The sequence below is a fragment of the Streptomyces sp. NPDC058246 genome (assembly GCF_042881985.1).
GTDB lineage: Bacteria > Actinomycetota > Actinomycetes > Streptomycetales > Streptomycetaceae > Streptomyces.
Map to the genome: position 1 here is coordinate 1 of NZ_JBHVWZ010000049.1, position 17,871 is coordinate 17,871.

Below are 17,871 nucleotides of genomic sequence, written 5' to 3' on the forward strand. Positions count from 1 at the left end.
GGGCGATCTTGGTCGAGAACCCGTCTACCAGGAGCTTCGTCGTTGCGCAGGACTGTCCAACTCGCGGTCAATGCCGCCAGCTTGGAAGAGGCTCAGTGTTCCAACCATGCGCTATTCGGCCCCGGTGTCCTATCTCTGGCCCACGGTGCAAAGTGGCCGTGATGGCAGGCGGTTAGTCCATATCTGGCTCGGGCAGCGTTCGCGCTAGTTCGTCTTCTACGTCAAGCCCGAAGGATGCCGCGATTGTGGCCACCTGAAGACCGACGCCGGCGCGCAGTTCGCCGAGGGCCTCGCCGAACCAGTAGTCGATCCCTCAGTGGCGTTCCCGGAGCAGGAGGCGGGTGGCCGCGGTCGCGTCGCGGTGGTTCTCAGTGGCACCGACCCGACGAGGAAGCGCACACAGTAGCGGCGCATGAGCCGTAGCGGCTCGTGCAACTCGGCGCGGATACCGCCGGCTGTGTAAAGGGGCCGGGACCTTGAGTGCGTCGCCTTGCAGTACGCGTGATTCCGGTCAACATTTACAGGAGGGCCTGTCGATGGATATCCTCCACCGCCCCATGGCCTATGAGGTGCCAAACTCGAACCAACCCTTGATTGGAGACCGAAATGCCTCGCCAGAAGGCCAGTGAAGGCGGCGGAATCGTCTGGTGTCACGACAGCGGAAGTGCCTGCCTCACTTTTGCAGAGGTCAAGGGATCGACGCAGCCGGAGTTTATTTCTCTATTCGCCAAGGTAGAGCAAAATTCTCCCGTGTATGACCCTGCTCTCGACGAGCTGTCCGACAGCCTGAACCGTCTGGTGACGGAAACCCAGGCCGGAGGGCGGTACGAGCAAGGCGAGGGCAAAGAGGTGAAGATTGGATTCCTCGTAACAGGCGATGGATTCTTGCTCGTACGGAAGAGGGGCGTAGGGAAGGAGGAGCGTCTTGAAGAACTGGTAGATATCGAAACCCTTACCGACCTGGATTCAATGACGAGCGATCAGCTTGCTGAATATCTCCGCATCAGGCGAGAGGGTGGCAAGAACGCTGGTCAGTGGCGAAGGCATACCGTGACGCAAAAGTCTGATCCCGATCCCAGTTCCACCGGAATCATCATCTGTCGCGGCGGGGGGAAGAGTTGTTTCGTCACAGCGCTAGCACCGCAGGGTGCGACAGTGATCGGCAACTATTTCCCTACAGTAGCTCAGGATTCTCCTGTCTATGATCCTTCGCTACATGAGCTCATTGGCAAGCTGAACTCTCTGCTCAACGAGACGCAGGTTCGAGAGAAGCAGAAATCGAGCAGGGATCCAATGGCGCAAATCGGCCTCGTTATCACCGGGCATGGGCTCCTTCCGGCGTGGAAGATCGTCGCGTCGGACGATGATCACCACGGAGATGGCGTCGGTTCTGTGGACCTGGATGACATGACTGACGCGCAACGCGACCAATTCCTGCGGGTAAAGGCATAGAGCTGTGCGACCGACTCGGTTGAAATCCAGGGTCGGTCTCCACGGATATTTACGATTGCTGCCGGAGAATGCCGGTGAGGGCCCGACCTCGCGGCGGACCGTCACCATGTCCACCGGCCGACACAGCCTCGAATCAATCTGCTCAGTCACCCAGAAAGCTCAACTGAAACGACGAGGTCAATGAAGCGCTGCTAGCTTGATCTCGCAACGGTCCGCACGAGGGAGATCGAGATGGTAATGTTGAGGGCCGCCGTAGTTGGCGGAGAGGTCTATAGCTGGGGCAGCGGTACGTTTTGTGTCAGCACTGTCAAAATGAGCAGGGACGGCGACGTGCCGGTCTTTCTGGCGCCATACGACAGCGATTCGGTGCGGTACGACGAGAACCTTGCTGAGCTGGCCACAAAACTGAATCAGCTTATGAAGGCGACTTACGATAAGCGCAAGGACCCCACGCTGAAGCTCGGGCTAATTGTGTTGGATCGGGGCATCCTTCCCGTCTGGAAAAGGGAACTCGAAGGCGATGACCATCCGGAGAATTACGTGGACGTGAACAGCTTGATTTTCCTCGACGGTAAGTCGGATGCGGAGATCGCGCAGGCTCTCGGGTTCGCTAACGACTGGGTGAGTGGTTGACGAGCTTCGTCACCTCGCCCCAGCTCGACACCCGGAGCGCCCTCAACCACCGGGCTTCACGAGGCTGAATAGGCCCTGTTCTCGTATAGCTACGGCGAGAGGACCTGTGAGCCTTTTCCAACCTCACGCCTCAGCGTGAGGTTGGAAAAGGCTCAGTGGGCCGTATCTCCAGTGCCGCCCAGTCGGACGACTTCTTCACCGACATCAATACGCCGGACAAGGCGGACTGCGACGCGCACGGCATCGACTACCAGCCGTGCGTCAACCAGATCGCCAAGACGGCCACGACCGCTGCCGATGTCCCGTCGGGCTCGGGGATACTGGCGCTCGACGAAGACGGCACGGCGTGCTCGTCCGACTACTATCTGCGCCTCACCGGGGATGGCGGAAAGATGCTCAAGGGGCAGATCGCCCTGACCCCCAACCGGCCCACGACCCCCACGGTTTGAGTCTCCGCGGGGCTGAGGAAGGGCCCTCCCTCTCCCGCCCCGGCCCCGCTCACGCACGTCAGGCACGGCATGTGCGGACCGCCGGCGTCGCCTGTTGACGCCCCGTTCGTCGTTGCGTCACGAGTTCCGGCCTGTCGAGCAGCATTCCGGCGAGCGGCAGCCCGCGGCAGGGCGCGGCGATACCGGCCGCGAGCATCGCCGCGCTGACGGGCACGCCCTGCGAGTCGGGCGCCGGCGGACACTCCATCACTGCTGTCGACCTCCGATCTGCTTCACCACCACGACTGGCGCGTACCGGCCGTTCGCACCGCTGCGCGGACGCGCGTGCCTCAGCGACACCACGGCGTGCGCGGATCTGCTCGGCCTCACGCCGTGCCATTCCCATCCGTCCCTTCAAGGAGAGTGACTCGATTGACCGCACTTCCCAGATCCCTGTCCCGGCGGACGTTCCTGGCCGCATCGGCCGCGACGACGGCCGTCGTCGCTGCAGGCACCGGCACGGCCGCTGCGGCAAAGCCGCGCCGGATCTCCTCGCGCGCCCACATCTTCTACTACCCCTGGTACGGCTCCCCGAAGGTCAACGGGGCCTGGCGGCACTGGCCGCAGGGCGAACTCACCCCGCCGGACGACATCAGCTCCAACTACTACCCCGTTCTCGGCCCTTACGACTCCGGCGACCGCCCCGGCGCCGCGGACCGGCACATGCGCTGGCTGCGCCAGGCCGGCACCGGTGTACTGGTCAGCAGCTGGTGGGGGCAAGGGAGTTACGAGGACAGAATGGCGCCGGTGGTACTCGACGCAGCAGCAGCCGCAGGGCTCCAGGTCGCGTGGCACATCGAGCCGTACGCAGGCCGCGACGCCACCACCGTCGTCGCCGACATCCGCTACCTGACCGAGCACTACGGCGACCACCCGGCGTTCCATCGGGACGCCGAGCGCGGCGGACGCTGTGCCTACTACATCTTCAACAGCCTCAAGACGGTGGACTGGTCACCGCTCCACCAGGTCGACGACCGGGCGATCGTGATGGCCCAGACCTGGGATCTCTCCCGGATCGGGGACTTCGGCGGCGTGTACACCTACGACGCGATCGCTACGGCGAACAAGCCGGACTGGACCGAGGTCGCCGCGTTCTGCGCCGAGCGCGGCATGGTCTGGGCACCTTCGCTCGGACCCGGATACATCGACGACCGTGCTGTGCCCGGCAACACGACCCCGACCCTCGACCGCGCGCAGGGCCGCACCTACGACCTGGAGTGGGAGTACGCCCTGTCCGCCGGGAACGCGGGCGGCGTCCCGGACTGGGTGAGCATCACGTCGTTCAACGAATGGCACGAGGGTACGCAGATCGAACCGGCCACAGCCGACACCCCGGGGAACCTCGACTACCTCTCGTACGAGGGTGCGTACGGCCGTACGGGCAAGGGCGCCCAGACCGCCTACCTCGACCGCACCGCCCACTGGGTCGCCCGCTTCGAGGCCGCCCACGCGCGGCGGCGCTACTGACATCGGTCAGCGCGGGTGCGCCGTGAAGACGTCGTGCAGCACGTCCATGTAGGCGCCGTGGCCGCTCGGGCTCGACCACAGTGTGGCCGACCCGGCGGCCGTGCCCTCGCCCCCGGCGACAGTATCGCGGAGTATCCCCGCGATGCCTGCCTGCAGGCCGCCCTACTGCAGGTCCTTGATCTGGCGGTCGACGGTGGCGGGGTCGTCCTGGTCGTAGTCCAAGGCCGATGCCGATGCGGTGTACTGGCTGCCGCTGTCGGTGTGCGGGTTCTTGTCGTACCAGGGGTAGTAGAAGGCGGCCCGGACAGGGAGCTTCGCATCACTGGCCGTGGGCTTCGGGGCGGCCGGCTTCTTCGACTGCTTCGCCCGGGGGCGGGCCGTCGCCGGCGGAGAGGACACCACGGGCGGAGGTGGCGCGGAAAGCGTCACCGAGGGTTTGGCCGTGGCGGCCGCGGGGGCGGCATAGTCCGGTCCTGCGAGGGCGACGGCGGCGATCGTGACCCCGGTGACGCCCACGGCGGCCAGCGAGACGAGCCGCTTTGGGCGACCGCGGCCGGGCGGCTGAGCTGCCCGGCCACCTCCATCCAGCACACGGCGAGCAGTTCGCGGTCCTCCGCGTCCGGCCGGCGCGTCGCCTCGGCGGTCTCACGCCGCTGGTGCGACAAGTGCAGCACGGTGACCGTGAAATCGGCGAAGTCCGCGCCGGGGTCGGCCAGTCCGGCAGCCGCCGACTCGTCCAGCCAGTCGCTGCCGTCGGCATGTGGCTGCGACCGCCGCAGCCGCCAGAACCTGCGTCCCTCACGTATGGCGATGGCCACGAGCCATATGGCGGCCTTGCCCGGGCCCGGTCACTGGCCCTTGCGCAGTCTCGGTGTGAACGCCGCGTGGAAGAGCGTGGATGCCGCACCGACGGCGGCCGCCTCGTGGGTGCTGACGGAGTGTTCGACATGGACGCGGCGCAGCCGGCGAGCGGTGGGGTATTCGTTCACGGCACGTTCGATCTCGGAGAGATAAATGTCCGCCGCCCGGCCGGTGCAGTAGGGGCCGCCGACCACGACAAGGCCGACGTCCAGCAGGTCGACGGCGGCGAGCGCACCCCGGCCGATGGCCCGTGCGGCGTCCCGCACGGTGGGCGCTGCGACGGTACGGGGCGCCGTCAGGACATGGCTGGCGGGGTTGCATTCCGGGAGGACCTCGGGGCGCCCATCGGGCTCGTATCGGTCGAGGGTCACCGCGCACAGCTGCCCGAACTCCCCCGCGTTCGCGGTGAGTCCGCGGTAGATGTCTCCGTTGAGGATCAGGCCTGTGCCCACTCCCGTACCGAGGTAGAGGTACACGAAGTCACGGGCGCGGCGGTCCCGGCCGATCCAGCGTTCGCCGACGGCGGCCGCCGTGGAGTCCTTCTCCACCAGGACCGGGAAGGTGAGGCGCTGTTCGAGCAGGGTACGCAGCGGCACGTCACGCAGGACACTCATCAGCGGCGGGTCGAGTACCGTGCCCGAGACCGTGTCGACGGGGCCGGGCACGGCGACGCCCACACCGAGGAAGCCTTCCTGCCGCAGCGGGCGCCCTGCCGAGTGGAGCACCTTCTCGCCCAGGGAGGCGATCTGTGCCACCACCGCAGCGGGCCGCTGCTCGGGCGTGATCCGCTCGACACGACGGGCCACGATCCGGCCGGCCAGGTCGACCAGGACCGCCGTGAGCAGCCCCGGGTCGATATGGATGCCGAGGGCGTGCGCCGCGTCATCACGCAGGCGTACGAGGCCGCGGGGTTTGCCGACCGAGACGTGCTCCTTGCGCTCCTCGACGAGCAGTCCGCGGTCCAGCAACGAGCGCGAGATCCGGGAGACCGACTGCTGGGTGAGGCGGGTGCGTTCGGCGATCTCGCCTCGGGTGATGGTGCCGGCCAGGCGGACCGTCTCGATCACGACGCACTCGTTGAACGAGCCGAGCCCCATCTGGTTGACGCCGCCGCCGGAGCCGGGCACTGCGCCGTGCACGGCGGACGGACCTTCGTGGGCGACCGCGGGCAGCGGCTCTCGGATCCAGAGGACCGGCACCGGCTGACCCAGCGCGGTGGCCAGGTCCAGCAGAACCCGTGCCGAGGACGACCGGTGCCGGGAGGCGTCCAGAGCCAGCACGGCCCGCAGGAAGGAGACCGTCCCGGTCCTGTCCGGTGGCTGGTGGAGCGTCATGTGCCCGCGGGCGCAGTGCGCTTCCAGGTCCACATCGGTTTCCGTGCTCAGGGCCACCACATGCAGCGGAACGCTCGGATGCAACCGGCGGGCGGCGGCGAGGAATGCTGCCACACGGCCTGTGGCGGGTCGCGGCGAGGAGACGGGTTCGGCAAGTGACGTCTCGAAGGCGGACGTCACGGCCGCCAGCGCGTCGGCGGGCGCCTCGATGGTCGAGGCAGTGGTCTGATCGTCGGATGCCGGTCGCAGCGCGAGCAGCACCAGTGTGTGACGGGGGTCGTGGTACACCCCGACGACCCAGACCTCGCCGTCACCCAGCGCGGGATCCAGTGGTGGTACGGAGCGGGTGGCGTGGCCCTGGTCCAGCTTCCAACGGCGCCGGGCAGTGGCGATCGCGGTGTGCGAGCAGCCGAGCCGTCGCGCCAGACTGCGCGTCGAGCGCTGGTCGGGCCGGGCCAGCAGGGTTTCAGTGATCACGTCGCCCTCGTCGACGAGGCCCGGACGCCCGGTGATCGGGCGGTCCTCGAGACCTGCGGCGCCCTCGGCGGCGTACCGCTTGCGCCAGGTGACGACTGTCTGCCGGGAGACGCCCAGTCGACGGGCGATCTCGGCGTTCTGTCGGCCCTTGACGGCCTGGAGCACGATCGCCGCACGCAGGGCACGAGGCTGAGGGCCCTGTGCGAGCTCACGCAGGACATCGAGTTCGGCCTCCGCCGGCTCGTCAGCCACCGAGATGTCAGGCACGGTCGCCGCCATGAGCACAGGCGGCGGGTGCGGGGGTGAGGGGCGGCCAGGGCGAGCGACAGGCGGTCGAGACCGCCGACGGGCTGCGCCTCGGGCGTTGCACTGCGCAGGGCATCGGCGGCCCCTTTCAGGTCAGTTCGAGGAAAAGGAGGCGAACGGCGCTTCTCTGGGGCGCTCCGTCGGCGGCGGGGATTATGGAAAACCAAGTGTGAGTCCAAGGCAAGAGGAGGCCCCAAAATACATGACGTTGACGACACTTGAACCAACACAACCTGGTGTTATGTCACCACCATCACGTGAGCGGCGGAGATTCCATCCGAATTCTGTAAGCGAAGTCCCTTGACGCATGACGCGAGATTCACCGAGCACAAGGGCTTGACGCGCTGCCGTCGCAGCCACATGCTTCGGATCATCTCTGGGGCTCTCCATCGGCCGATCCCGCACCCTCCCTCACCGAGGAAGTGACATGGCCGACAGAAGCCGTTCTTTCACCGTCCGCCCGCTGCGCATGGTCGCCGTGGCCGCCACCGGCACTCTCGTTGCCGCCACCCTGACCGCGTGCGGCAGCGGCAGTGGTGACTCGAAGACCACGTTGGTGGTCGCGCAGTGGACCAACGCGGCCGCAGTCGAGCAGACCAAGAAGTACAACCAAGCCTTCGAGCAGGCCCATCCGGACGTCGAGATCAAGATGCAGACCGCGCCGACGGCCAACAACGCCTGGCCCACGCTGCAGAATTCGCTGCTCACGTCGAAAAGGGTCGATGTGCTGGCCCAGTTCGCGAAGAGCCCCTCGGACTTCCCGCCCGAGTCCACGGGCATCAAGGTGCAGGGCACCGCCACGCTCATCGCCAGCAAACAGTTCGTCGACCTGAGCGATCAGCCGTTCATGAAGCGCTTCGACCCGAACCAGCACGTGATGGAGTACAAGGGCGGCACCTACGGGGTGATGACCTCCGCGTACGTCAACAACACGGGTCTTTTCTACAAGAAGGATCTGCTGGACAAGTACGGCCTCAAGGTGCCCACGACCTTCGACGAGTTCATCGACGTCCTCAAGACGTTCAAGTCCAAGGGCAAGTCCGGCATATTCGTGGCCGGCAAGGACGGCTACCAGAACATCGTCTGGGCCGGCATCGTCAACCAGCTCCTCATGGAGGGCAAGCCGGCCGGCGAGGCGAACTCCGTCTACACGAAGCGTGCGGAGCAGTTCTACAAGGGCGAGCAGAACTGGACCGACCCGCTCTACAAGGACGCGTCCGACCGTTACCAGCAGATAATGAAGTACATCGAGCCCAACGCCTCCGGCGTTCCTGCGCAGACCGCGCCCGGGGTGTGGGCGAGCAACAAGGACGACTTCCCGTTCTTCGTCGACGGCTCGTACGACGGCAACACGATCGCGCAGGCCAACCCGGGTCTGAACTTCGGGTTCTTCGCCGTGCCCGGCACCGACGACGCCGCCTGGAACCGGCCCGCGATCGCCCCCGACCTGGCCTGGACGGTCCCGGTGTCGTCCAAGCAGCAGAAGCTCGCCCTCGAGTACCTGGACTTCATCACCCAGAAGGACAACTACGCGCAGTGGGTCAAGGCGACCGGCTCGCTCTCCACCCAGCCCGGCGTTCCCACCCCCAATCTCAAGTGGACGGACTGGCTGTCCCAGAACGCCGACAACGGCTACATCAACGCCAGTAATCCGTGGACCCCGGCCGACGCCGCCGAGGTCGCGGACGGTCCGCAGACCCAGGACAACGCGCCGTTCGGCCACAAGTCGTGGGACAAGGCGCTGTCCGAGTGCGCCAACGCCTACACCGCTTCCGTGAAGAAGTAGAGGTCGTCCCGTGTCCACGGTTCCCTTCGGCACGCGGAAGACCAGGCGCTGGATCCCCTGGCTGTCCATCTCGGTGCCGACCGTCGGGTGGCTGGTGTTCGGGCTCTACCCCTCGCTGGCCACCATCTTCTACTCCTTCACCGAGTACTCCGGGCTCCCCGGCACACCGATCGACTACTGCGGCCTGTGCAACTACCGCAACGCCTTCACCGGCTCCTGGCCGGACTTCTCCAAGAGCGTCACCGTGACCATCGAGTACGCGGTGGGCGTCACCGTCCTGCAGATCGGGCTCGGCCTCCTCCTGGCGTTGCTGCTGCGCCACAGGCGCCCCGGCTACGGCTTCTACCGCGCCCTGATCTTCATGCCGCAGATCTTCTCCGTGACGATCGTCGGCGTCCTCTTCTCCCTGCTCCTCGACCCGTCCAGCGGCCCGGCCGAGAAGCTGTGGCACACCCTGTTCGGCAGCTCCAACTCCTTTCTGGGCAACGACGGTTGGGCGATCTGGCTGATCGTCGGGATCAACGTCTGGATGTTCGCCGGCTACACCATGCTGGTCTACATCGCCGGACTGCGCCGCATTCCGCCCGAGCTGTACGAGGCGGCGGCCCTGGACGGCGCGGGGCGCTTCCAGGTGTTCCGCAGGATCACCTGGCCCATGCTTGCCTCGGCGACGACGGTGAACGTCTTCCTCACCGCCATGGGCAGCCTCGGCGAGTACTCGCTGATCCTGGTGCTCACCGACGGAAACTACGGAACCAAGACCCTCGGTATGTACATGTTCGACTCGGCCTTCGGCAAGTCCGCCGCCCTCGGCATGGGCTCGATGCTGGCGATGGCCCAGTTCTTCTTCACCGTGATCACCGGCGGCTTCCTGCTCTGGTTCCTGCGCAAGCGAGAGGTGACGCTGTGAGCGCACAGACCACATCCGTGCGGCCGCCCGACGACACCGCCCGTCGGGCGGCGATACAAGCGGCAGACCGGGCATCCATCCGCCGCCACCGGATCCTGCGTGGGCTGCGACTGAGCGGGGCCCAGCTGTTCTGCTTCGTCGTCTCGGCCGGGTTCTTCGCGCTGCCGCTGGTCTATCTCACGATCCAGGCGTTCAAGCCGTACACCGAGTTCCTTCAGAACCCCACGGGGATGCCCCATCCGTGGACGCTCCAGAACTTCTCGGACGCCTGGAGCCAGGGCGATTTCGGCCATCAGCTGCTCAACTCCCTGCTGTACGCCGTCGTCCCGAACGTGATCACGCTGACGCTCGGAGTGTTTCTGGCCTTCCCGATCTCGCGGGGATGGTTCAAGCACTCCAACGCGCTGTACGCCTTCTTCGTCTTCTCCGGTTTCCTGCCCGCCGGCCTGATCCCCCTGTTCGTGGAGGCGCAGAAGCTCGGCCTCTACAACAGCCGTATCGGCTATCTCGTGCTCACGTCACTGGCAGGGGCGGGGTTCTTCTTCTTCGTCGGCTACATCAAGTCGATCCCGAGGGAGTTGGACGAGGCGGCGGCCATGGACGGGTGCGGGTATGTGCGCTTCATCTTCACGATCATCATTCCCCAGATGAAGCCCGCCCTCGCCACGTTCGGGGTCTTCGGCTTCGTGGCGTCCTGGAACAATCTCATCCTGCCGCTGGTGATGCTCAACGATTCCACCCTGTGGCCGGTGACCCGTGGTCTGTTCTCGTTCTTCGGCCAGTACACCTTGCAGTGGCCGCTCATCGCGGCGGCCACGGTGATCGTGGCCGCGCCGATCCTGGTCGTCTTCATCCTGCTCCAGCGCTACATGGTGGAGGGCGTCGCAGGGGGCGCGACGGCCGGTGCGCAGGGCGTCGGCCAGACGCCGGCCGCCACGGCGGCAACACCGGCCGAGTGACGCCGAGTTCGCCAACGGACATCTCACGGGAAAGACCCTGCGACACCTCGCCTCACCGCCCGCGAGGTGTGACTCGAGAGCCTTTCCTCCGACCAGCATGCGTGTGCCGTCGCCCCCGGCACCACTGGCGTGCCCATCCGCACGAACTGGAGACCACGATGTTCGATGCCTAGGATCACCGGCGGCACGGTTCGGTCGCGGAGGTGGGCCATCGCGCAGGCTGTCACATCCCGGATCGGCGTCTCGTCACCGGAGTCGCCATCCCAATGACGGACCTTCACAGCGGGATGCAGAAGAACGCGAGGGCGGCGGCCGTCAGGTATGCGGCCGCGCCGATGGCCATGCTGGTCCGCAGCCCCGTGGTGAAGCTGGGCGTGGCGGCCAGCAGTGAGCCTCCCAATGCGACGCCCGCCGCGCTGCCGACCTGGCGGGCGGTGTTGAACAGAGCGGAAGCGGTGCCGGAGTACTCGTCCGGGGCGGCGGACATGACGGTGGCGGTTGATCCGGTGAGGGCGAAGGACGTGCCGAAGCCGGCCGCCATCATCGGTGGCACGAGCAGAACGTAGGGCGGGTTCGGTCCGGCGGCCGCCCAGCCGGCCAGGCCTGCCGCTCCCAGGAGCATGCCCGTGACCACAAGCGGGCGGTGTCCGGTGCGGCGGGCCAGTCGCCCGGACAGGACCGAGGCGAACATCGTCATGGCCACCGCCGGGAACAGGGCGATCCCGGTGCGCAGAGCGCTCAGGCCGCGCTGGTGCTGGAAGTAGAGGCTGGCGGTGAAGACCATGCCGTAGAAGGCGAAGTTGAACAGCAGGCCGATGGCCGCTCCCCCGCTCATCGGGCGGGAGTGCAGCAGGCGCAAGGGAAGCACTGGAGAGCGGGCAAGGTGCTCGCGCAGGACGAACGCGGCCGCTGTCAGCAGGCACAGGCCGGCACCGGTGACGATCAGGGGGTCCGCCCAGCCGCGTCGTCCGGCCTCGTTGAGGACGGCGATCAGCAGGGCCACTGTCGCGACGAGCGCGCACTGGGCCGGCCAGTCCACGGGGCGGTGCGTGCGCCGGGGCGAAACAGGCACGTGGCGCAGCGTCAGCAGCAGGCAGGCGCATCCGACGGGCAGGTTGATGAAGAACACCCAGCGCCACCCCACGGTGGTGACCAGGAGGCCGCCCAGGAGAGGGCCGGCGGAGGCGGCGACGCCGGCCATGGAACCCCACAGGCCGAAGGCCCGGGAGCGCTCGGCGGGTGAGGGATACGCCTGCTGGAGGAGGGCAAGCGAGCCGGGCACGATCAGAGCCGCGCCGAGTCCTTCCACCAGCCGGGCGACGACCAGAGCCACGGCGCTCCGAGCCAGTCCGCAGCCGGCCGAGGCAACGGTGAACACCACCACCCCGATGCAGAAGATCCGGCGGTTTCCCAGCCGGTCCCCCAGCGCGCCACCGGTGAGCAGCAGGCCGGCGAAGATCAGGGTGTAGCCGTCCGTGATCCACTGGATCCCGGTGAGCGAGGCCGACAATTCCCGGCCCACCACCGGAACAGCGACGTTGATCACGGTCACATCCAGGATGACCATGAAGTAGCCCGCGCAGACCGCGAGAAGGGGTGCCAGGGGCCGGCCCGACCCCGCAGGCCTGTCCGGTCGATCGGCCTGGGAACTACGGGCGCGCACCATGGCGACACGTTATTCCGGGGAGGAATGCCTCCCATGGCTTGAGCGGCCCAGCGGCGTGCCGTGCCCTCACCAGCGCCATGTCGTCAACGGTGCGAGCCGGACGCCGACGGCGCGTTCCTGTGCGAGGCACATGACAACGTCACAGTCCGTTTCGGCTGCCTTGCCGACACGACGGCATGGCACGTGATCAACAAGTCTTGTGCCATGGCAATCTGCAGGCCAGGAAAGCGACTTGGAGCCGGAGGTACACCGCCCGTGGCGGCGAACATCAATCCCACCGTCAGGAAACGCCGTCTGGGGGCCGAGCTGCGTCGGCTCCGCAAGGCCAGCGGGCTGACAAGCACAGAAGTGGCCGAACGGCTCCTGGTCTCCCAGCCCAAGATCAGCCGCCTGGAGAACGGCCACCGCGCCATCAGCCCCCGCGATGTGCGCGACCTGTGCGCGATCTACGGGGTGACGGACCAGCAGGTCATCGAGTCTCTGATGCGGATGGCCAAGGAATCCGGGCAGCAGGGTTGGTGGAACGCCTACGGCGACATCCCCTACAGCGTCTACATCGGCCTGGAGACGGACGCCGCCTCCATCCACACCTACGAGCCCATGGTGATCCCCGGCCTGCTACAAACCCCCGCCTACGCCCATGCGGTCATCGAAAAAACGATCCCCCTGGTCACCGCCCAACAGGCCGCCATGCGCCTCAAGGCGCGCCTGCGCCGTCAGCACCGGATCTACGACCCAGCCTGCCCGTTGCGCCTGTGGGTCGTCCTGGACGAATCGGTGCTGAGCCGCGTCGTCGGCAGTCCCGACATCATGCGCGAACAGCTGGAGCACCTGAACGCACTCGGCGCCGAGCCGCACATCACCGTGCAGGTCCTTCGCTATGCCGCGGGGGCACACCCGGGCCTCTCCGGACAGTTCTCCATCCTCAGGTTCGCCGACAGCCCCGAGGCAGGCGTGGTGTACCTGGAAGGGGCCACCAGCGACCTCTACCTGGAGAAACGATCCGACGTGCAGCACTACAGCATGATGTACGACCACCTCCAGGCCCAGGCCCTCAACCCCGACAGCACCCGCGACTTCATCACCGACGCCGCCAAGTCGCACATCGACGCGGCGAGCCGGCCCTGAGCGCCTTGACGCCGCCAAGTCGCACATCGACGCGGCGAGCCGGCCCTGAGCGCCTGTTCGGCCTTCTTGCCACGCCTTCGTGGGCCCCAGCGGTCCGGATCCGTGCCGTTCGATCGATGCCCGAGTGCCGGGCACTCCGGAGTCCAAGCCGTGTCGCGAAGACCGATGCCCGCCTCGAGGGCCCGAACCACCGTACTGAGCAGTGGCGTTGTCAGTGGTGGGTGACAGGATCGCCGTCATGACGGACACGATGGACGACTGGCGGTCCTTCCTGGTGCGCTGGAGCCAGGAGTGGTCCGCACCGGCGAGAACTCAGTGAGGCGACGGAGTTCGGGCGCCCGGCGTTGGAGCCTGGCCAGCCGTGTCCTCGGTGGCGGCGATCGTCCGGCGCAGCAGGCGACGGGCGGTCTCCAGCTCGGCGGCGCGCTGGTCGAGGATGTCCAACTGGTCGCGCAGGCTGGTGAGGACTCCGGGACAGGGGTGCAGCGTCGCCGCGTCGTGGGTGCAGGGCAGGACCTGGCGGATGACGCGGGTGGGCAGGCCGACGGCGAGCAGGGCGCGCACGCGGCGCACCGTCTCCACCGTCTGGTCGTCGTATTCGCGGTAGCCGTTGGCGCGGCGCTCGGCGTGGATCAGTTCCGTCCGCTCGTAGTAGCGCAGCAGCCGTTCGCTGACTCCGGTTTGGCGTGACAACTCCCCGATCAGCACCGATCCGTTCCTTTCGACTTGACCTTCCAACGATGTCAGGGAGCAACAGTGCCCTGACCGGCCGAATTCCGGACCGGTCAAGATGGAGGGAACGAATCAGTGATCATCGACGCGCACAGCCACGTCCACGAACCGGTCGAGGCGCACGTGGCGCTGCTGGACGAGGCCGGAGTCGACCGCGCCGTCCTGTTCGCCACCCGACCGCACCCGGAGCGGGCCGGCGACCTGGCCGCACTGCGCCGCGAGATGGCCGTCCTGGAGAAGGCGCTCGGAGGCCGGGCCGGCACGGTCGAGGCGTACCGGGGAGCATGGCGGGAACTGGACGCGGCGCTTGCCGCGCTGCCGGACCGGTTCATCGGCTTCCTGTCGGTGCCGCTGGGTCTGGGGTCGCAGGCGACAGCCGAGATCGTGGAGCAGGAGGTGGTCGAGCGCGGACTGCGCGGGATCGGGGAGCTGACACCGCCGCCGGGAGGGGCAGGGCTGATCGAACCGGTCCTCCAGGCGGCGGCCGACCAGGGGCGGCTGCCCGTGGTCGTGCACGGATCCGCGCCGACCACCGCGGAGGACCTGGCAACGCTGGCCGCGCTGGCCCGCCGGTACCACGACGTTCCGCTGGTGGTCAGCCAGTTGGGAGGGCAGCACTGGATGCAGGCCCTCGAACTGGTGCGGGACACTCCGAACATGTACCTGGAGCTGTCCACGGCCAACATCGTCTTCGCGGTCCGGCTGGCCATCAAGGAGATCCCGGACCGGACCCTGTTCGGCTCGGACGCACCGTACGGCGACCCGGTCCTCGCCCGGGCCCTGGTGGAACGGGTCACCAGCCCGGGCGAAGTACGCGATCGGGTCCTCGGCGGCACGATCGCCGAACTGGTCGGACTCGGCTGATACGGGACCGACCGACCCGCCAGGCGCTGCCCCGGACGGACTGAGCACTTCGGTTCGCGCGTCGTGCGTGGGCTGGACGGGGCATCGGTGGAGTCGGTCCGGTGAACCCGCAGGTTCAGCTCGCCAACTCATCCGCTCATCCGCCAACTGACGCTCAGTCACACCGGCGGCGTGCTCCCCACCGCCGTTCGGGGACCGACAGGTCGAAATCAATCCGCTCCATGTCGGTGAGGCGCACCTCCTCCGGGCTTCCGGCACGGCGGCCGCCGTGCCGGAAGCACCCCTCCTCGTCCACGGTGTCCGCGAGGGCCTCGGTCAGCTGCCGACGTAGACCGCGAGGTGCTCGCCGGTGAGGGTGGAGCGGTCGGCGACGAGGTCGGCGGGGGTGCCCTCGAAGACGATTTGGCCACCGTCGTGGCCGGCACCGGGGCCGAGGTCGATGATCCAGTCGGCGTGTGCCATGACCGCCGGGTGGTGCTCGACGACGATGACCGACTTGCCGGAGTCGACAAGACGGTCGAGCAGGCCGAGCAGCTGCTCGACGTCGGCGAGGTGCAGTCCGGTGGTCGGCTCGTCGAGGACGTAGACGCCACCCTTCTCGGCCATATGGGTAGCCAGCTTGAGCCGCTGCCGCTCGCCGCCGGACAGTGTGGTGAGCGGCTGGCCGAGGCTGACGTAGCCGAGCCCGACGTCGGCGAGTCGGCCGAGGATGCGGTGCGCGGCCGGCGTGCGTGCCTCGCCGGCGCCGAAGAATTCCTCGGCCTCGGTCACCGACATCGCGAGCACCTCGCTGATGTCGCGGCCGCCGAGGTGGTATTCGAGCACCGATGCCTGGAACCGCTTCCCTTCGCACTCCTCGCAGGTGCTGGCGACGCCCGCCATCATCGCCAGGTCGGTGTAGACGACGCCGGCGCCGTTGCAGGTGGGGCAGGCGCCCTCGGAGTTGGCGCTGAACAGCGCCGGCTTCACGCCGTTGGCCTGCGCGAACGCCTTGCGGATCGGGTCGAGCAGACCGGTGTACGTCGCCGGGTTGCTGCGTCGGGATCCCTTGATGGCTCCCTGGTCGACCGACACCACGCCCTCGCCCGCGGGGATCGACCCGTGCACCAGCGAGCTCTTGCCCGAACCGGCGACGCCGGTGACGACGGCGAGCACACCGAGCGGGATGTCGACGTCGACGTCGCGCAGGTTGTGCGCCGTCGCGCCGCGGATCTCCAGCGTGCCGGTGGGCTTCCGTACCGTCTCCTTGACGGCGGCCCGGTCGTCGAGGTGGCGGCCGGTGACGGTGCCGCCGGCCCGCAGCCCCTCGACCGTGCCCTCGAAGCAGACGGTGCCGCCCGCCGTACCGGCGCCGGGGCCGAGGTCGACGACGTGGTCGGCGATCGCGATCGTCTGCGGCTTGTGCTCCACGACGAGCACTGTGTTGCCCTTGTCGCGCAGCCGCAGCAGCAGGTCGTTCATCCGGCTGATGTCATGGGGGTGCAGGCCCGCGGTGGGCTCGTCGAAGACGTACGTGACGTCGGTGAGCGAGGATCCGAGATGGCGGATCATCTTCACCCGCTGCGCCTCGCCGCCCGACAGCGTGCCCGACGGCCGGTCGAGCGCGAGGTAGCCGAGGCCGATCTCCACGAACGAGTCGAGGGTCTGCTGCAGCGCGGTGAGCAGCGGCGCCACCGACGGCTGGTCGAGGCCGCGGACCCATTCGGCCAGGTCGCTGATCTGCATCGCGCACGCGTCAGCGATGCTGATCTTGCCGATCCGTGACGATCGGGCCCCCTCGCTGAGCCGGGTGCCGTCACACTCGGGGCAGGTGGTGAAGGTGACCGCCCGTTCCACGAAGGCCCGGATGTGCGGCTGCAGCGCCTCCTTGTCCTTGGACAGGAACGACTTCTGGATCTTGGGGATCAGTCCCTCGTAGGTGAGGTTCACGCCCTCGACCTTCACCTTGGTGGGCTCCCGGTAGAGGAAGTCCTGCATCTCCTTCTTGGTGAACTTGCGGATCGGCTTGTTCGGGTCCAGGAAGCCCGACTCGGCGTAGACCCGCACGGTCCAGAAGCTGTCCGACTTCCAGCCGGGAATGGTGAACGCGCCCTCGGCGAGCGACTTGGAGTCGTCGTAGAGCTGGGTGAGGTCGATGTCGGAGACCGTGCCCCTGCCTTCGCAGCGCGTGCACATGCCACCGGTGCGGGTGAAGGTCGCTTTCACCGCCTTCCTGGCACCGCGCTCGACGGTGATCGCACCGCTCGCCCGGACCGAGGGGACGTTGAAGGCGTACGCGCTGGGCGGACCGATGTGCGGTGTGCCGAGCCTGCTGAAGAGGATGCGCAGCATCGCGTTGGCGTCGGTGGCGGTGCCTACCGTGGAGCGGGGGTCGGCACCCATCCGCTGCTGGTCGACGATGATCGCGGTCGTCAGCCCGTCGAGGACGTCGACCTCGGGACGCGCGAGCGTCGGCATGAAGCCCTGCACGAAGGCGCTGTACGTCTCGTTGATCAGCCGCTGCGACTCCGCCGCGATCGTGTTGAACACCAGCGAGCTCTTGCCCGAGCCCGAGACGCCGGTGAACACCGTCAGCCGGCGCTTGGGGAGCTCGATGCTGACGTCCTTGAGGTTGTTCTCGCGCGCGCCGTGCACGCGGATCAGATCGTGGCTGTCGGCAGCGTGCGGCGCAGGCGACTGCGAGTCCGTCCTCGTGGCCATGCTCATCGTGTCTCCATCTGTTGGGCGGGGCTGCCTTCGCGGTCTCCGTCGGCGTCGCCTGCTCGATCTCATCAGCTTCGAAGAGTACGTCTGGTTCTGTTTCGTCGG

At 67.5% G+C, this 17,871-nt stretch carries 14 protein-coding genes and 1 pseudogene; 9 read left to right on the plus strand and 6 right to left on the minus strand.

Annotation, left to right across the window (positions count from 1 at the left end; all coding sequences use genetic code 11):
* Positions 1-606: 606 nt before the first annotated feature.
* The 4 genes and pseudogenes from ACFVXA_RS38895 (at position 607) to ACFVXA_RS38910 (ending at position 4,040) form a co-directional block, all read left to right on the plus strand.
* Positions 607-1,452 carry a hypothetical protein gene (locus ACFVXA_RS38895; protein ID WP_390028595.1) on the plus strand — a complete coding sequence of 282 codons (846 nt, stop codon included), beginning with the start codon at positions 607-609 and terminating at the stop codon, positions 1,450-1,452.
* A 312-nt stretch (positions 1,453-1,764) separates the two neighbouring features.
* Positions 1,765-2,085, plus strand: a complete 321-nt coding sequence (locus tag ACFVXA_RS38900) for a hypothetical protein (RefSeq protein ID WP_390028596.1) — start codon at positions 1,765-1,767, stop codon at positions 2,083-2,085.
* Between the two features lie 155 nt (positions 2,086-2,240).
* A pseudogene (locus ACFVXA_RS38905) lies at positions 2,241-2,534 on the plus strand (xylosidase); the annotation flags it as partial.
* A gap of 402 nt (positions 2,535-2,936) precedes the next feature.
* On the plus strand, positions 2,937-4,040 hold the full coding sequence (locus ACFVXA_RS38910) for a glycoside hydrolase family 99 protein (RefSeq protein ID WP_390028597.1): 1,104 nt from the start codon (positions 2,937-2,939) through the stop codon (positions 4,038-4,040).
* A 162-nt stretch (positions 4,041-4,202) separates the two neighbouring features.
* Here ACFVXA_RS38910 and ACFVXA_RS38915 read toward each other — a convergent pair whose 3' ends face one another.
* Genes ACFVXA_RS38915 through ACFVXA_RS38925 form a run of 3 tightly spaced genes read right to left on the minus strand, consistent with a single transcriptional unit; the run spans position 4,203 to position 6,964 of the window.
* Complete coding sequence (locus ACFVXA_RS38915) at positions 4,203-4,442, minus strand: hypothetical protein (RefSeq protein ID WP_390028598.1); 240 nt, start codon at positions 4,440-4,442, stop codon at positions 4,203-4,205.
* A gap of 23 nt (positions 4,443-4,465) precedes the next feature.
* Positions 4,466-4,858, minus strand: coding sequence for a hypothetical protein (locus ACFVXA_RS38920; protein WP_384399487.1), 393 nt, complete (start codon positions 4,856-4,858; stop codon positions 4,466-4,468).
* A gap of 30 nt (positions 4,859-4,888) precedes the next feature.
* The gene (locus tag ACFVXA_RS38925) at positions 4,889-6,964 is read right to left on the minus strand and encodes an ROK family protein (protein ID WP_390028599.1); all 2,076 of its coding nucleotides are present in this window, start codon (positions 6,962-6,964) and stop codon (positions 4,889-4,891) included.
* Between the two features lie 481 nt (positions 6,965-7,445).
* Between ACFVXA_RS38925 and ACFVXA_RS38930 the strand changes: the two genes are divergently transcribed.
* Genes ACFVXA_RS38930 through ACFVXA_RS38940 form a run of 3 tightly spaced genes read left to right on the plus strand, consistent with a single transcriptional unit; the run spans position 7,446 to position 10,673 of the window.
* A complete protein-coding gene (locus ACFVXA_RS38930; protein WP_390028600.1) occupies positions 7,446-8,804 on the plus strand; it encodes an ABC transporter substrate-binding protein in 1,359 nt (452 codons plus the stop codon).
* A 10-nt stretch (positions 8,805-8,814) separates the two neighbouring features.
* Positions 8,815-9,714, plus strand: a complete 900-nt coding sequence (locus tag ACFVXA_RS38935) for a sugar ABC transporter permease (RefSeq protein WP_362022688.1) — start codon at positions 8,815-8,817, stop codon at positions 9,712-9,714.
* Positions 9,711-10,673 (plus strand): carbohydrate ABC transporter permease, encoded by a 963-nt coding sequence (locus ACFVXA_RS38940; RefSeq protein ID WP_383736973.1) that lies wholly within the window; start codon positions 9,711-9,713, stop codon positions 10,671-10,673. Before ACFVXA_RS38935 ends, ACFVXA_RS38940 begins: the two co-directional genes overlap by 4 nt.
* Positions 10,674-10,950: 277 nt before the next feature.
* Here ACFVXA_RS38940 and ACFVXA_RS38945 read toward each other — a convergent pair whose 3' ends face one another.
* The gene (locus tag ACFVXA_RS38945) at positions 10,951-12,339 is read right to left on the minus strand and encodes an MFS transporter (RefSeq protein WP_362022682.1); all 1,389 of its coding nucleotides are present in this window, start codon (positions 12,337-12,339) and stop codon (positions 10,951-10,953) included.
* A gap of 255 nt (positions 12,340-12,594) precedes the next feature.
* Between ACFVXA_RS38945 and ACFVXA_RS38950 the strand changes: the two genes are divergently transcribed.
* Entirely contained in the window at positions 12,595-13,467 is an 873-nt protein-coding gene (locus ACFVXA_RS38950; protein WP_362022680.1) for a helix-turn-helix transcriptional regulator, read from the plus strand.
* Positions 13,468-13,779: 312 nt separating this feature from the next.
* Here the strand turns inward: ACFVXA_RS38950 and ACFVXA_RS38955 are convergent, their stop codons facing one another.
* Complete coding sequence (locus tag ACFVXA_RS38955) at positions 13,780-14,175, minus strand: MerR family transcriptional regulator (protein ID WP_362022678.1); 396 nt, start codon at positions 14,173-14,175, stop codon at positions 13,780-13,782.
* Positions 14,176-14,274: 99 nt separating this feature from the next.
* On the opposite strand from ACFVXA_RS38955, the gene ACFVXA_RS38960 reads away from it, so the two are divergent.
* Positions 14,275-15,063, plus strand: coding sequence for an amidohydrolase family protein (locus ACFVXA_RS38960; protein ID WP_362022674.1), 789 nt, complete (start codon positions 14,275-14,277; stop codon positions 15,061-15,063).
* A 315-nt stretch (positions 15,064-15,378) separates the two neighbouring features.
* On the opposite strand, the gene ACFVXA_RS38965 is transcribed toward ACFVXA_RS38960, so the two are convergent.
* On the minus strand, positions 15,379-17,769 hold the full coding sequence (locus tag ACFVXA_RS38965; RefSeq protein WP_390028601.1) for an ATP-binding cassette domain-containing protein: 2,391 nt from the start codon (positions 17,767-17,769) through the stop codon (positions 15,379-15,381).
* Between the last annotated feature and the right edge of the window lie 102 nt (positions 17,770-17,871).